We start from the raw sequence: 15117 nt of genomic DNA, 5'->3' as shown, positions 1-15117 counted from the left end.
TTAGAATCCAAGGTTAAGGGTGAACAGGTAGCTTCTAACCGCCGGATAAGTAAAACCGGCAAAGCCGTCTACGTTGCTGCCGCTAGGCGTTGAACTGTTTTCCGGGTCATATCCGGAGTAGTTCGTGGACAGCCAAAGGTTATTGCCGGTCAGGGAAACATTTGCGTTTCGGATAAAGATGCTGTTAAACCACTGCTCAGGCAGGCGGTAGTTCAGCGTCAGGGAACGCAGGCGAACCCAGGAGGCATCTTCCACAAAGTTCTCAGACACGCCCCGGTGTACGTTGCGGTAGAAGCCGTTGCCGTAGTTTACACCGTCAGGTCCTACACCCTGGCCCAGCCACACGGGCTTGGTATTGGGCGTTCCATCTGCCAGCACACCATCAAACACAATTACATTATTGCGGTTTTCGGTGTACTCCGCAATACCAAAGGCGGAGAAGAAGTTGCCCATCTGGTTATATTTTTCGTGGCCTACACGGGCGTCAAACAAGCTTGTCAGGCTCAGGCTTTTGTAAGTGAAAGTGTTTGTAAAGCCTGCAATCCAATCGGGTTGTGAGTTGCCCAGTATTTTCTGGCTCGAAAGCGGTGCCCGTACCGGGAAGCCATTCTCCCCAATCACAATGGGCCTCGATTCATCCAGGAAAAGCGGGTCTGGTTCTTCGCCAGGGCCATAATAGCGCTGGTAGTGGGAACCGTAAATGTTGCCGTAGGCTTCTCCGGGTATCAGCTTCATCGTAACGGTGGAGCCAACATAGCCGAACTGCGACGCATAGGCTATCTCTTCCAGCCCTTCCCGGATACTCAGGATTTTGTTGCGGTTGGCAGAGAAGATAAGTCTTGAATCCCAGGTAAAGTTATTGGTGGCTACCGGAGTCGCGTTCAGAACCAGTTCTATACCAGTGTTGCGCATTTCACCTGAGTTAACGGCTGCTCTTATAAAACCTGTGGTATTGGCCACATCAATGTTCAGGATCTGGTCCCTGCTTAGCGAGTAGTAGTAGGTCAGATCAAAACCCAGGCGGTTGTTAAGGAAAGACATTTCGAGGCCTGCCTCATAGGTGTCGGTAAATTCCGGACGCAGACTCTCGTTACCCAGCAAGGAAGAGCGGGTGTAGCCAGTATAACCGGTCGGAAGGCCTGTATAGGTAGCATAGCCGGAGGAGGTGGCGTAAGGCAAGGCATCTTTACCTATCTGTGCATAAGAGACCCTAAACTTGCTTTGGTTGATGAACTCAGGAAGGTCCAGATGCTCACTAAACACATAGCTCAGGCTGGCAGAAGGGTAGAAGAAGGAGTTGTTAGGGCGCTCCAGTGAAGACGTAATGTCGTTTCGGCCTGTTAATGTCAGGAAAAGGAAGTCCTTATAATCCACGGAAGCCTCCCCAAAGATACCCATCAAGCGATACTCCTCAAACTGTTGCCTCGAGTTCAGGAATCGGGCATTTGTCAGGTTAAAGTAATCGTAAACCGCCAGTTCTCTGCCTTCTGCACCAAAACTCTTTACCCTCCTGTCATACAACTCATGGCCAAGCCGCAGGGTAGCGTTAAAGTTTTCGCCGAAGGAGGTGTTGAGGGATGCAATAAAAGTAGAATTGATGGCTCTGAATTTGGTGGTATACTCATTTATGAAACCCTGTCCATTGTCTTCATACACTCTTTCATCGGCAAATCCACGGGGACCTGGCGCTGTAGCGGTGCGGTCATCGTTATAAGTATCCAGACCAATACGGTAACTAAGGTCCAGCCAGTTAAGCGGCTTGTAGCCAAAGCTTAAGCCACCGATAAACCTGTTTACGTCGTCTTCCATCTGGTTTGTGGCAGCGCCATAGATAGGGTTATTGTTGAGGTATGTGTTCATGGTGCCGTCCGGCTTTCTGAAGTCTGTTACATCCCAACGCGGAGACCAATAACTGAGGCTTTCGTTAAAACGGTCTGCGTTGTAGCGGTTTCCTCCGGAGTTAATATAATTGAAATTGGCTCCTGTCCTAAATTTGTCACTTACCTTGATATCTGCGTTCAGGCGGGCAGAGACATTCTCATAATCAGTAAAGGGCAATACGCCTTCATGTCTGAAATGTGAGATAGAAGAAAGAAAAGTAACAGCCTCCGTTCCGCCGGAGAAAGAAAGTGTGTTCCTGAACTGGCTTCCCTTCTCGTAAGCGTCGCGAAAGTGGTTGTAAAGTTCAGCAGGATGGGTAGGGTCAATCTGACGGGCCTCTGCCACCGTCGGTCCCCAGGACGGCCAGAAGCTTTCCGGATCATATACTCCTAAATACCCCTGTGTGTACGTGTCCTGCACATCCGGGAATTTGTTTACTTCTTCGATACCAGCCGTACTGGTCAGGTTAACGCGCAAGGTGCCTTGTGAACCCATTTTTGTGGTGATAACCACCACGCCGTTAGCACCTCTGAGGCCATACAATGCAGTAGCAGCACCACCCCGTAGCACGTTAATGCTTTGAATGTCATCCGGGTTTAAATCCGCCAATCTGTTGCTCATGCCCCGAAGCTCTGCACCCTGTCCGAAGGTAGAGGTGGTGTTATCCATCAGGATGCCATCAATCACAAAGAGCGGCTGGTTAGGCCGGTTGGGATCAATAGAGTTGATTCCGCGGATTTGTATATTAGTACCCTGGCCGGGGGCACCTCCTGTGCTGGAAATAACGGCTCCCGCTACCTTGCCCTGCATGGCATTCAACACGTTAGGCTGGCGGTGCTGCGTCAGTTCTTCGGCATTCACTTCCTGGGAGGCGTAACCCAGTGCCTTCTTCTCACGCGTAATTCCCAGTGCTGTTACCACTACTTCAGTAAGTTGCTTCGTGTCAGTTCCCAGAGTGACGTTGACAACTGACTGGTTTCCAACTGGCACCTCTTTGGTTTCGTAGCCCAAAAACCGGAATACCAGTACCGCGTTGTTGTCCGGAACCCTGATCTGGTAATTACCCTCTGCATCGGTTGCGGTACCTGTCGTGGTTCCTTTCACAATAACACTCACGCCCGGCAGACCCGTGCCTTCCGCTGCACCCGTGACCCTGCCGGTGACAATGCTACCCTGTGCTAAGGCACAGGTGGTCCAGCACAGCAGCAGTAGAAAAGTATAAACTGTTCTCATAATTTATAGGGTTAAACTGTAAACAATATTAAAGAGTGGTAATATATAGCTTTATTATCTTGTTCTGTTCCAGGAGTTACCTCCTGTGAAGTAAGGGGGTGCCATAGGAATAAAGAGGCAGATAGCCTGCTGCTTTCAGCCTGTAGTGTACAGCTGCCTATAGTGTACTGCTGTAAGTGGAATGAATATATTTATAAAATATGGTATTTACCAGTGTAAGCTGAGATGTTTTACGGAATTAAGTGGATAACCGGTTTGAAATCAGGTACCTGTAGAATCTCTTTGGTTGATTTAGTGCGGCTAATAAATAAGAAGAAAGCCAGGCGAAACTGGTCGTTAAAGCTGCTTTATATGAAGCACTCAAAGCTTCTCCTGTATGCTGCGGCTTTGTCTTCTAAATAAAAATATTAGAAACGCCCTTGTGCTGGCAGACGACACACTCTATTGGATGGAACATTCTGATGTGCTGAAAGTGGGCAATGCCACACAGAATTTTTCCAGCGAAAGCTACTTAGGGAAGAGATTTGAAAATGATAGCAGGACCGGTTGATGGCGGCACATCAATATAATTCTTACATTCGAGTAACAACAACGCATTTTTACATGAAACAGAACTTACGCCATTCGCTTTTGCTGCTGCTGGCAGTTGTGGTGGCATCCTGCTCTGCTAACCCTTATGCCGCAACAAACCGTGCACATAAAAAGCAGGTGAAAGCATACACGCGGGCGCTTCGTGTGTTCCCGGCGTTAAACCCTGAAGAAGAAACACTGCAACAGGGCAATTACTGGGTAGGCACCACCAATTTCAGCATGCGCAGGCCAAACTATGTGGTTATTCACCACACCGCTCAAAACTCGACAGAGCAAACCCTGAAAACATTTACAGAGCCGGCAACGCAGGTAAGTGCCCATTACGTGATCGGAAAGAATGGCCAGGTATACCACATGCTGAACGATTATTTGCGGGCATGGCATGCTGGCGCAGGTAAATGGGGAAATAACACAGACCTGAATTCTTCCTCCATAGGCATTGAACTTGACAATAATGGAGAAGAACCTTTTACGGAGCCGCAGATCAACAGCCTGCTGAAAGTGCTGGCTATCCTGAAAAAGACGCACCACATCTCAACGGCCAACTTTATAGGCCATTCAGATATCGCGCCGGTCCGGAAAGTAGACCCGAACCCTACGTTTCCGTGGAAACTGCTGGCAGAGAACGGGTACGGGTTGTGGTATGATGAAGGTGTACTGGGCGATTACTTCCTGCACACCGCTGCTACACAAACTCCTGACTCTGCTGTTGTGACGCTGGCACTGGATAGCACTGCTACAGCAGGCAGTGTGGCTGTAGCGGATACTGTTCCTGTTGAAGTACCTGAATTTTACCCGGCGCATTTCAACCCGCAGGAGGCACTCCGGATAATTGGCTATGATACGCAGGACATGGAAGCGGCCATACGGTCCTTTAAGCTGCATTTTATACAGACCGATATCACGCCTGTGCTCACAGAACAGGATAAGATTGTGCTGTACAACCTCTATAAAAAGTACCTCTAAATTCTTCCTTCAAAAGAATCATGATATTACTTACATCCCTTGCTGCGCGCCTCCGGCCATACCTTCTCGCATGCCTGAGTGCTTTGTTGCTGCTATCCTGCAGCACTTCCAAAAACGCACCCGTTGCCTCTACTGCCTACGGCCCGGCTGAAATCAAACGGCAGGTGGCGGAGTCGGAGGTGCTGAAGCAGCGTTTCGTAGGTTTTGCGCTGTATGACCCGGAACTGGAACAGATGGTGGTGGAGCATAATGCAAATAAATATTTTGTACCTGCCTCCAACACCAAGTTGTTCACTTTCTATGCCTGCCTTAAAATGCTGGGCGACTCTATTCCGGCGCTGAAGTATGCGGTGCGGGAAGACTCGCTGCTGTTCTGGGGAACCGGCGACCCAACCTTCACCCACATGGACCTGAAGAATACTGTTGCTTATGATTTCCTGAAGAACCGGCCCGAGAAGCTATATTACATAGAAGCGCCTTTTGCCAGCACGCCTTTTGCCACCAACTGGGGATGGGATGACTACAACTACTATTATCAGCCGGAGCGGAGTGTTTTTCCCATACACGGCAACATCATCAAGTTTGCCCGCACAGAGGCAAACCCTTATACCACTGCTCCTGCATGGTTCAAGCCGCTTGTAAAAGCGGATACAGCAGGAACGTCACGGAGCGGTGCCTTTGTGCGGGAATGGCGCACCAACAACCTGACGTTTTACCCGAAGGGCACCAAGGATGACTTCTCGGTTGAAGTGCCTTTTATCACCTCGCCTGAAATGACGGTGCAACTGCTGGCCGATACGCTGAAGCGTCCCGTGGAGTGGCTCAGGCAGCCTGTGCCGCAGGATGCGCAGACGCTGTATGGCTTGCCAGCTGACACGGTTTACAAGCGTATGCTGCAGGTAAGCGATAACCTGCTGGCCGAGCAGCTGATGGTGCTTTGCTCCGGTACCATCTCCGATACCCTGTCAGTAGAGCGTGGCATCAAACATGCGCTGGAGAACTACCTGGCAGACCTGCCGGATAAGCCGGTGTGGGTAGATGGTTCAGGCCTTTCGACCATGAACATGTTTACTCCGCGCAGCATCATCGCCCTGCTGCAAAAGCTGCGGCAGGAGCGGCCAGATGCACGTTTGCTGCCCCTGCTGGCAACAGGAGGGAAACCAGGGACTTTCCGCAGCATCTACCAAGCAGATGTTCCGTTTGTGTTCGGTAAATCGGGCACCCTGTCGCATGTGCACAACCAGAGCGGCTATATCCTCACCAAGAGCGGCAAGCTACTGCTCTTCAGTTTTATGAACAACAACTACGCCGTGCCTACGTCCGAAATCCGCGAAGAGATGGTGCGTATCATGACGGAGGTGCATGAAAAGTACTGAGTTTTGATGTGGCATGTAGTGTCAGGTTGTTTGCAGTATCTGTAGCGGTACTGCATCCATTACCACCGTATCTCAAAGTAAATCTACCCGGGAAGTGGCAGATATTAATAAAAGTGCATATTTTCCCTATCCAAAACAAAACTATGATGAAACTCACCATTCGTAATTTCGACCTACCGCTCAAACACACCTTTACCATCTCCTACGACTCACGCGATGTACAGGAAACACTGATTGTGGAGTTGCAGCAGGGCCCATACAAAGGCTATGGCGAGGCCACCAGTAATCCCTATTACGGCTTCACTATCGAGAATATGACGAATGCGCTGGAGAATATCCGGGAGCAGATTGAGTCGGCGGAGCTTCGTAGTCCGGAGGAGTTCTGGGCGCAGATGCAGCCTTTGCTGGCCGATAACCCTTTTGCTCTTTGTGCCCTCGATATAGCTGCAAACGATCTGTACGGCAAAATGCACGGCAAACCACTGTACCAGTTGTGGGGCCTGGAGGCAAACCAGATGCCCCTCACCGACTATACCATCGGCATCGACACCATCGAAAACATGGTGAAAAAGCTGAAGGAGTGCCCGTGGCCGCTTTATAAAATCAAGCTGGGTACACCAAATGATGTGGCCATTGTGAAGGAACTGCGCAAGCATACGGATGCTGTGTTTCGGGTAGACGCTAATTGTGCCTGGGGTGTGGAAGAAACAATCCAAAACTCGCATCAGCTGAAGGAATTGGGTGTGGAGTTCATAGAGCAGCCGATGCGGGCCGACGATATGGAAGGCATGAAAGAAGTATACCAGCACTCCGCGCTGCCACTTATTGCCGATGAAAGTTGCATCACCGAAGACGATGTGAAAAAGTGCCAGGGTCACTTCCATGGGGTGAACGTGAAGCTGGTGAAATGCGGCGGTCTTACACCTGCCCGCCGGATGATTGCTGAAGCCAAGCAGCTGGGCATGAAGGTAATGGTTGGTTGCATGACGGAGTCCTCGGTGGGTATATCGGCCATTGCACAGCTGCTGCCACTGCTCGACTATGTGGACATGGATGGTGCGCTGCTCCTGCGCGAGGATATTGCCAGCGGTGTGACCATTGACTACGGCAAAGTAAGCTACAGCTCAGAAAACGGAACCGGAACCACCCTGCTAGCCTGATGTCGGAACCTGAACGTGTACATACTGACCAACTGCCGGGGCGCACACTCCTGGTAGAGGGGGAGGAGTACCTGTATTTCAGCGGCACCTCTTACCTCGGCATCTCCTGCAACGAGGAGTTTCGGGACTGTCTGGTGGAAGGCATGCGGCGGTACGGCACCAACTATTCCAGCTCCAGACGTTCGAACCTGCAGCTGCAGGTGTACGAAGAGACGGAAAGTTACTTGGCGGCGTACACCGGCGCGGAAGCAGCGCTGACCATGTCGTCCGGTTTCCTGGCAGGCCAGACACTGATACAGACACTGCAGGGCAGCGGACGTTTTCTGTATGCACCCGATACGCACCCAGCCGTGTGGCGCCACCCAACTGACGCACCGGATACAGCACTGGAGTTTGAAGAGTGGGCGGACTGGCTGATACAAGCGGTGCCGAATATGCCGGAGCAACACTTCGTGCTCGTGTGCAACTCCCTTGATCCGCTGCAGGCACGCAACTATTCCTTCAGCTGGATAAGCGCTTTACCCTGTGAGAAGCAGTTTACCCTCCTCATCGACGACTCCCACGGCTTTGGCGTAACCGGAGCGGATGGCGCGGGTATTTATAGCCAAGTGCCGCAAGTGCCGCATGTGCGCCTTGTCGTTATCAGCTCACTTGGGAAAGCTTTTGGCATTCCGGCGGGTGTTGTGCTGGGCAACAGGCAATTGATAACGCAACTGAAAGCGAGCCCGTATTTTGGTGGAGCTTCGCCTGCTGTGCCCGCCTATCTCTATGCTTTTAACCGCTGTAAGGGTGTTTTTGCGGAGGCCCGGCAAAAGCTACTTTCCAACATCGCCTTTTTCCGGAACCTGCTGGAGCGGCCTGAAATGTTTAACTTCTTTGACCATTACCCCGTCTTCAGCACGCACCGGGAAGATCTTTGCCCGTTCCTGCAGCAACACAAGGTGCTTATTTCCAGCTTCTGTTACCCAACGCCCGCACATGAACCCATTACGCGTGTTATCCTGAACAGCCTGCATACCCGTGAAGACCTGCAGCGCCTGACAGACCTCATTAACAAGTTCTGCGCTGCACCAACATAATCCGAGGGTTGCCTCTTCCCAAATTACATCCCTCGCAAAACGCCGGGGAAATTTATTTCTTCTTCTGACTCTATTTTAAACCAACCTATATGGAGCAAGTCTCTGAACAGACACCTCTTATCACCAACGATGCCGTTGTACTGGGCATTTTAGTATTGATACTGGCTTTCGTTTTTAAAACATCTTCCAGCAAGCATCCTTTTTTCAGAAAGTTTTACTCCGTGGTACCCTCTGTGCTGATGTGCTACCTGATTCCGAGTTTGTTAAATTCATTCGGGGTTATATCCGGGGAGCAGTCGGGGCTGTACCACGTTGCGTCGCGCTACCTGCTGCCAGCCAGTTTGGTGTTATTTACTGTCAGCCTTGATTTAAAAGAAATCTGGAAGCTGCGGCACAAGGCCGGCGCCATGTTTATTACCGGCACAATGGGTATTCTGATCGGCGGTCCGCTGGCGATTCTGATTGGATCTTCCTTTGCGCCTGATATTGTGGGAGGCGCAGGACCCAATGCCGTATGGCGCGGCTTAACTACCATTGCCGGCAGCTGGATTGGAGGTGGTGCAAACCAGTTAGCCATGTACGAAGTGTTTCAGCCTGATCCGAACCTCTTTTCTGCCATGATTGCCGTAGACGTAATCGTGGGGAATATCTGGCTGGCGGTGCTGCTGTTCGGCGCCGGTAAAGCAGAAAAGCTGGACAGGTTTTTCAGAGCAGACAGTACCGCTGTGAACGAGCTACAGGAAAAAGTGGAGAAATATAGGCTCAGCATCATGCGCATCCCTACTATGCCCGATACCATGATGGTGGTAGGAGTGGGCCTGGGCATTACGGGTATCTCCCATTTCTTTGCTGATATCATTGCCCCCTGGATTGAAACGAATGCGCCGTACCTGGAGCAGTTCAGCCTTACCTCCGGCTTTTTCTGGCTGGTGGTGATCGCCACCCTATTTGGTGTGCTGCTGTCATTTACCAAAGCCCGTGAACTGGAAGGAGTAGGGGCTTCCCGTATCGGCTCTGTTTTCCTTTACCTGCTGGTGGCCACTATTGGCATGCAGATGGACATCACCGCCATTGTGAGCCAGCCTGGCCTCTTCCTGGTTGGTTTTATCTGGGTTATCATTCATCTGCTGCTCCTGGTGATAGTGGGCAGGCTGATAAGAGCACCTTTCTTTTTCCTGGCAGTAGGAAGCGAGGCGAACATTGGCGGAGCGGCATCTGCGCCTATCATTGCCAGTGCTTTTCACCCTGCGCTGGCCCCGGTTGGGGTGTTGCTGGCTATTTTCGGCTACGCCATCGGCACCTACGCCGCCTACATTTGTGGCCTTTTGATGCAAATGGTGGCCCCATAAAGGAAGAATGAACTGCACAGCCTTTGTAATGCGTTAACATACTATACCAAACTCCTGTTCCTCATGCAAAAAAGCCCCTTCTTCCTTCTGTTCTGCTTCCTTGTGTCGTGTACGGCTGGCAATACTACGTTGCCATCATCCTCTGCTTCAGAAGTTGCTACTTTACAGCCTCATGTTGATGCTGTACGCCAACAGTATGCCCCGGACAAACGTGTGGCACTGTTTCAGGTGGAGCAGAACGGAGCAGTGCTAAGAGGCGAAACGAATATGCCCGAGGCGAAAGCAGCTTTGCTGGAGCGGTTACAGGCAGCCAATGTTGCTTACGTAGACAGCATACAGGTGCTGCCGGAGGCAGAACTGGGAGAAGAGCAGCAGGCCATTGTCACCATATCAGTAGCAAACCTGCGCTCACAGCCAAAGCATTCAGCAGAGTTGGCTACGCAGGCTACCATGGGTACGCCACTGCAGGTATGGAAAAAGGACGACAGCTGGTACCTGGTGCAGACGCCGGATAAGTACCTGGCCTGGGTAGACGGAGGCGGTATTACGCTCATGAACAGCAGCAATTTTAATAACTGGCAACAGGGCCAGAAGTTATTATATACCAGCCCCTATGGCTTTGCCTATGCAGGGCCTGATGCTTCCGGTGCTACCGTATCGGACTTAGTGTATGGGGATGTTATGCTGTTGCAGGAAAAGGCAGCGGGCTTTTACAAGGTTGCTTTTCCGGATAACCGCACAGGGTATGTTCCTGAAAGCAGTGCAGTTATGTATAAAGATTGGGTAGCCAGCCGACAGCCAACAGAAGAAAACCTGGTGCAGACCAGCAAAGGATTACTCGGCGTACCTTACCTATGGGGCGGCACTTCTTTTAAAGGCGTTGACTGCAGTGGCTTTACAAAGACGGTTTATTTCATGAACGGGCTGGTATTGCCGCGTGATGCTTCGCAGCAGGTGCATTTAGGCGAACTGGTGGATACCTCAGCAGGATGGCAGCACTTGCGCCCGGGCGATTTACTTTTCTTTGGTGTGCCTGCCAAAGACGGCAAGCCAGAGCGCGTGGTGCATGTAGGCATGTGGATTGGCGGTGATCAGGAATTTATCCACTCTTCCGGAAAAGTGCGCGTCAGCAGTATGAATCCGAACGCACCTAACTTCGAAGAGAGCGAGTTAAAGCGCTTCCTGCGGGCAAAACGGATCTCCCCACAAGAGACACTGGACTTACGCACCGCCTCGCTTTATGAGTAGGCTTTTATTTTAAGCAGTTCGCCTCTGTCATCCTGTAAAGGATCTTGTGGGTTGCTTATAGTTAATGCACACGTTCCTTTATAAGATGGCAGAAATGAGTAATACCAAATCATATCATAGCTGTAACACCATAAGGTATTAGTATTTTGCTTTCAAAATTTGTCAGCACGAAGTGAATGTGTTTCCAGTCTTTGGGTTGAGCGCCTTGTATTTGATGCGGTGCCGAACGCAGTGAGGCAGCCTACAGCGGAGCGATGGCAGCTTCGAATGCACAGCGCGATGCCCAAAGACGAGGCCTCTCGGCCTAGGGAGCACAGGAAGACAAAATGGAAAGGGCTGCTAATGAGTCACTGGATGAGCTGTTGCTACGGCAACTTAGGCAAAACTTCAAAAAGTATATGCGATGAAAGTAGCTTTAGGAAAGTGGTATAACAGTCCCAATGTCTACCTCTCTTCCTGCTAAAAACATACAACATTCAGCTATCACCAGGCGGGTCTGGAGGCTCGCGTTCACTAAGCAGCAAGGTTCCCGCGCCAAGGCGACAAATTCCGCTCTTAATGGAAGAAAAGGTAAGCGATGAAGATGGCGGCGATAACGCCCGCTAAATCCGCTATAAGACCGCAGGTCAGGGCATATCGGGTTTTACGGATACCGACAGAGCCGAAGTAGACGGCCAGCACATAGAAAGTGGTTTCCGTAGAACCCTGGATAGAGGAAGCCAGGCGGCCCACAAAGGAGTCTACGCCATAGGTGTTCATGGCTTCCACCATCATCCCCCGCGCGCCACTACCACTCAAAGGCTTCATAAACGCAACCGGCAATGCCGGAACAAAATCAGTATCCAGTCCTGCTGCGGCAATGAGGTAGCCTAAACCATCCACCAGCATATCCAGTGCGCCGGAAGCCCTGAACACGCCGATAGCCACTAGTATAGCTACTAAATAAGGAATGATGGTGATGGCTACGGAGAAGCCTTCTTTAGCACCCTCAATAAAGGCCTCGTACACGTTCACCTTCCGGATTAGAGCCAATGTAATAAAGGAGATGATGATGGAAAACAGGATAACATTGCTGGCAACCATCGAAATGACACTAATCTGCTCCTGCGGAATCGTACTGAAATAGTAGATAAGCCCGCCAATCAGCAGCCCCAGCGTGCCCAGGTAAGCCAGGATAACCGGGTTAAACAGGTTGATGCGCTGGTAAAGCGCCACGGCTATGAGGCCTGTCATGGTAGAGAAGAAGGTGGCCAGCAGAATAGGGATGAAAATATCAGAAGGGTCGGCGGCTCCCAACTGGGCCCGGAACACCATGATGCTGATAGGGATGATGGTCAGGCCGGAGGTGTTGAGCACCAGGAACATAATCTGCGGGTTGGAAGCGGTATCCTCGCTGGGATTCAGTTCCTGCATCTCCTTCATGGCCTTCAGGCCCAGTGGCGTGGCGGCGTTGTCCAGGCCCAGCATGTTGGCAGAGAAGTTCATCAGGATGGAGCCAAACACCGGGTGGTTTTTCGGGATGTCAGGGAACAGGCGGTTGAAGAACGGACCTACTACTTTGGCGAAAACAGCGATGATGCCGCCGCGCTCACCCACCTTCATCAGCCCCAGCCAGAGCGTCATCACCCCCGTCAGGCCCAGCGAAATTTCAAAGCCAAGCTTGGCATTGTCAAAAGTGCTGGTGACAAGCTCCTGGAAAATGCCGGTGTTCTGGAAAAAGATAAGCTGAAACAATGCGATGCAGAAGGCAATCAGGAAGAAGCCTGCCCAGAGGTAATTAAGAACCATGCAAATTTAAATCGGTATGGAATGAGCCTGTAAGATACAAAGCCCTCCATCATAAAAAAACCACTGGCTTTAGAAGTATTGCCAGTGGTTCATTTACTTTTATCAGTTCTATTCTGCTCTGTGGGTTCAGGTGATAAAGTATGCTGTATATTTTACTCCTTAGAGCACCAAGCCGTGGAACAGGGCTGGCCTGGCGCCTTGCATATCATACACAAAGCCATTCACAATAGCATACCGCACTTTCCCGGCTGCGTCTTTCAGCACAAAGTTTACGCCGCCCTCCATGCGAAGTGTATGGCTGATCGTGCTGTTCAGGCTGGTCACATTTAATGGCAAAGCTGATGGAACAACTTTAGCGGAAGAAAGCTGCTCCACCCGAACGGTGGTGTAACCTTCAGCAAGCAATTCCCGCGTTCGCGCAGGCGTCAGAGCCGACAGGTTCTTAAATGGCTTGCTGTATACTTTGCCTGACACCAATGTCAGGCCTTCGCCGTTTAGGTCTTCGTAGCCGTGGAAAACGCTCATGTCCCCGATTTCCTGCACACTGCTGCGGTGATAAAACCCTTTGTCGCTCGGCGCAGGCACTTCATCGCGGATAATACCTATATCCAGCAGAATGTTCCTGTCGTTGTCTTCGTATCGCACATTCCGAACCACCAGGTCATAGAGGTAGCGCTCGTTTTCCGGTATCTTATAATAGTCCTCCAGTTGATAATTGGTGTAGCCGTTGCTGCCAATCAGGTGCAGCGCGGAAACGATGGAGGCAAAATTAAGCTGACGGATTACCTGCTTTTCCGGGTCGTCCTGGTACCCGCCGGACTCAATAAGGATAACACTGGTGCCCCATTTCTGGATGTTATCCCCAAAAGCCCGTGGCTCGTGCTCGTCTGAGTACTTGGCCACCTGCCCCGGAATCAGCGGCTGCAGTGCCTCATTCATGCCGACAATGGTGCGCATAGCCCTGTCGCGAACGGTGTTCACAGTTTGGGCATGGTCAAAAGCGGGAGCCAGAAAGGAAATGGTAGCCGGTTTTGAGGTGATGCCAACGGTATAGTGGCGGCTCTGGTCGTGCAGGTTAAAACCGAATTCCGGGTTCAGGCTGTCGCGCAGGCTTTTGAGTAACTGCGCTTCCGGACTTTGGAGCCGCAGGGCGTCCCGGTTCAGGTCAATTTCGAAGGCGTTCCGGCGCTTGAACTGCTCTGCACCGTCCGGGTTCAGCATGGGCACAATGTAAAGCGTAGTGTTTTGCAGGATTTGCTGCCGTACCGGGTCCAGCTGGTCAGACTGCTGCAGAAAATTGAACAGGTCAAACAGCGCCATGGTAGCGGTGGACTCGTCGCCGTGCATCTGCGACCAAAGCATCACCTTCGTCTTTCCCGTACCGGCTTTTACCAGGTAAATGTCCCTGCCTTCCACTGACTTTCCGGTTACCTGCACCTCGAACTGTGGGGCCCGCTTCAGTTTTTCCAGAAGCGGGACAATGTCCTGGTGCTTAAACCGCCGGTGTTGGAGCTTGGGTTCTTTATAAGCGGAATGTTGTTTATAGGCTTGCTGTGCAACTTCGGTATGGGGCATGGTTTGGCACTGCGCTTCGGAAAGTGTCATGAACAGGAGTAAGAGAATATGGAATTTCTGCATCGGGCCACATGGTTAGGTGGCTTTATTTTACGACAAATTAACAAAGATGCTGTAGAAATGCAGCAGCCAGGCCATTCTTTTACAGGAGGGGGTTCTCTGCAAGTTTCATGCAAGCTTACCTGGGGGCTGCAGCTATTACCTGCTGTAGGTGGTTGCTTGCAGAACATAGAGAATCCACTAGCCAGTGTTGCCAGGCCAATAAGAAGCAGAGGGTGTTGCGGAACAAAACTGCACGCATACGGGAGAAGTCAGGCTACTGCAGCCTCTGAGATGTCTATCATCTGCAGATAAGGTTCCAGATGTTCATGTCTTCTAAAGCCAACAGTGTTCACTATTTTACCAGCTTCAGGGCAATACCATACTTCAACAAAGAAATTCCCCATGTGGTAGAGGGCAACATACCGACCTGCCTCTGATCGGATAGCCAGAAAGGTTCCGTACACCCAGACTGCTTCTGCTCTTACGTCTGAGGTCATGAAATGGAAGTCATATAGGTCCATGACAGCGAATTACTTATAGTTCCAATACATTAAAGGTTAAAAAGCTACCTGAAAATCAAAAGCTTAAGCTATTATGTAAGTGTTAAATTGTATTTCGTAAGGGTAAGCTGCTGTATTCCTGCTACTCATGTTGAGGAGAACCTGGGGCCAGGCGCACGTCTCACTGCCCTGAGGATTCAGAGTGATAGTATACGTTTGCTTTATATAAAAAGTTGAATATTGTTTCTCTTCAAGAAAGAGCGACCCGCTGTGTAGCAGACATTTGTGAGAGCTGGCTTAACAAAACAATACATATCACTTTACCTGAA

At 50.8% G+C, this 15117-nt stretch carries 10 protein-coding genes; 6 read left to right on the top strand and 4 right to left on the bottom strand.

Going from position 1 to position 15117, the window contains the following annotated elements; all coding sequences use genetic code 11:
• Positions 1-3114 (bottom strand): SusC/RagA family TonB-linked outer membrane protein, encoded by a 3114-nt coding sequence (locus ACYVB1_RS10315; protein WP_460923492.1) that lies wholly within the window; start codon positions 3112-3114, stop codon positions 1-3.
• 603 nt (positions 3115-3717) lie between these two features.
• Here ACYVB1_RS10315 and ACYVB1_RS10310 point away from each other — a divergent pair.
• The 6 genes from ACYVB1_RS10310 to ACYVB1_RS10285 all read left to right on the top strand — a co-directional run bounded on the left by ACYVB1_RS10310 (position 3718) and on the right by ACYVB1_RS10285 (position 10883).
• Entirely contained in the window at positions 3718-4671 is a 954-nt protein-coding gene (locus tag ACYVB1_RS10310; RefSeq protein WP_460923491.1) for an N-acetylmuramoyl-L-alanine amidase, read from the top strand.
• A 20-nt stretch (positions 4672-4691) separates the two neighbouring features.
• A complete protein-coding gene (locus tag ACYVB1_RS10305; protein ID WP_460923490.1) occupies positions 4692-6047 on the top strand; it encodes a D-alanyl-D-alanine carboxypeptidase in 1356 nt (451 codons plus the stop codon).
• A 146-nt stretch (positions 6048-6193) separates the two neighbouring features.
• Positions 6194-7207, top strand: a complete 1014-nt coding sequence (locus tag ACYVB1_RS10300) for a dipeptide epimerase (RefSeq protein ID WP_460923545.1) — start codon at positions 6194-6196, stop codon at positions 7205-7207.
• Positions 7207-8286 carry an aminotransferase class I/II-fold pyridoxal phosphate-dependent enzyme gene (locus ACYVB1_RS10295; protein ID WP_460923489.1) on the top strand — a complete coding sequence of 360 codons (1080 nt, stop codon included), beginning with the start codon at positions 7207-7209 and terminating at the stop codon, positions 8284-8286. Before ACYVB1_RS10300 ends, ACYVB1_RS10295 begins: the two co-directional genes overlap by 1 nt.
• Positions 8287-8375: 89 nt before the next feature.
• Positions 8376-9635 carry a DUF819 family protein gene (locus ACYVB1_RS10290; protein ID WP_460923488.1) on the top strand — a complete coding sequence of 420 codons (1260 nt, stop codon included), beginning with the start codon at positions 8376-8378 and terminating at the stop codon, positions 9633-9635.
• Between the two features lie 63 nt (positions 9636-9698).
• Positions 9699-10883, top strand: a complete 1185-nt coding sequence (locus ACYVB1_RS10285) for a C40 family peptidase (RefSeq protein ID WP_460923487.1) — start codon at positions 9699-9701, stop codon at positions 10881-10883.
• Positions 10884-11438: 555 nt separating this feature from the next.
• Here the strand turns inward: ACYVB1_RS10285 and ACYVB1_RS10280 are convergent.
• The 3 genes from ACYVB1_RS10280 to ACYVB1_RS10270 all read right to left on the bottom strand — a co-directional run bounded on the left by ACYVB1_RS10280 (position 11439) and on the right by ACYVB1_RS10270 (position 14809).
• On the bottom strand, positions 11439-12671 hold the full coding sequence (locus tag ACYVB1_RS10280) for a nucleoside recognition domain-containing protein (RefSeq protein WP_460923486.1): 1233 nt from the start codon (positions 12669-12671) through the stop codon (positions 11439-11441).
• A gap of 159 nt (positions 12672-12830) precedes the next feature.
• On the bottom strand, positions 12831-14246 hold the full coding sequence (locus ACYVB1_RS10275) for a M14 family metallopeptidase (RefSeq protein WP_460923485.1): 1416 nt from the start codon (positions 14244-14246) through the stop codon (positions 12831-12833).
• A gap of 311 nt (positions 14247-14557) precedes the next feature.
• Positions 14558-14809, bottom strand: coding sequence for a hypothetical protein (locus tag ACYVB1_RS10270; RefSeq protein ID WP_460923484.1), 252 nt, complete (start codon positions 14807-14809; stop codon positions 14558-14560).
• Positions 14810-15117: the final 308 nt, after the last annotated feature.

The organism is Pontibacter brevis (assembly GCF_054779655.1).
Note: the sequence above shows the minus strand (reverse complement) of the source record. Positions and strands in the feature narration are given on the sequence as shown.

Excerpts from the sequence above, each read along its gene's own strand:
- ACYVB1_RS10310 (WP_460923491.1), top strand. The coding sequence starts at position 3,718 with ATGAAACAGAACTTACGCCATTCGCTTTTGCTGCTGCTGGCAGTTGTG.
- ACYVB1_RS10295 (WP_460923489.1), top strand. The coding sequence starts at position 7,207 with ATGTCGGAACCTGAACGTGTACATACTGACCAACTGCCGGGGCGCACA.
- ACYVB1_RS10285 (WP_460923487.1), top strand. The coding sequence starts at position 9,699 with ATGCAAAAAAGCCCCTTCTTCCTTCTGTTCTGCTTCCTTGTGTCGTGT.
- ACYVB1_RS10300 (WP_460923545.1), top strand. The coding sequence starts at position 6,194 with ATGAAACTCACCATTCGTAATTTCGACCTACCGCTCAAACACACCTTT.
- ACYVB1_RS10275 (WP_460923485.1), bottom strand. The coding sequence starts at position 14,246 with ATGCCCCATACCGAAGTTGCACAGCAAGCCTATAAACAACATTCCGCT.
- ACYVB1_RS10280 (WP_460923486.1), bottom strand. The coding sequence starts at position 12,671 with ATGGTTCTTAATTACCTCTGGGCAGGCTTCTTCCTGATTGCCTTCTGC.
- ACYVB1_RS10305 (WP_460923490.1), top strand. The coding sequence starts at position 4,692 with ATGATATTACTTACATCCCTTGCTGCGCGCCTCCGGCCATACCTTCTC.
- ACYVB1_RS10290 (WP_460923488.1), top strand. The coding sequence starts at position 8,376 with ATGGAGCAAGTCTCTGAACAGACACCTCTTATCACCAACGATGCCGTT.
- ACYVB1_RS10315 (WP_460923492.1), bottom strand. The coding sequence starts at position 3,114 with ATGAGAACAGTTTATACTTTTCTACTGCTGCTGTGCTGGACCACCTGT.
- ACYVB1_RS10270 (WP_460923484.1), bottom strand. The coding sequence starts at position 14,809 with ATGGACCTATATGACTTCCATTTCATGACCTCAGACGTAAGAGCAGAA.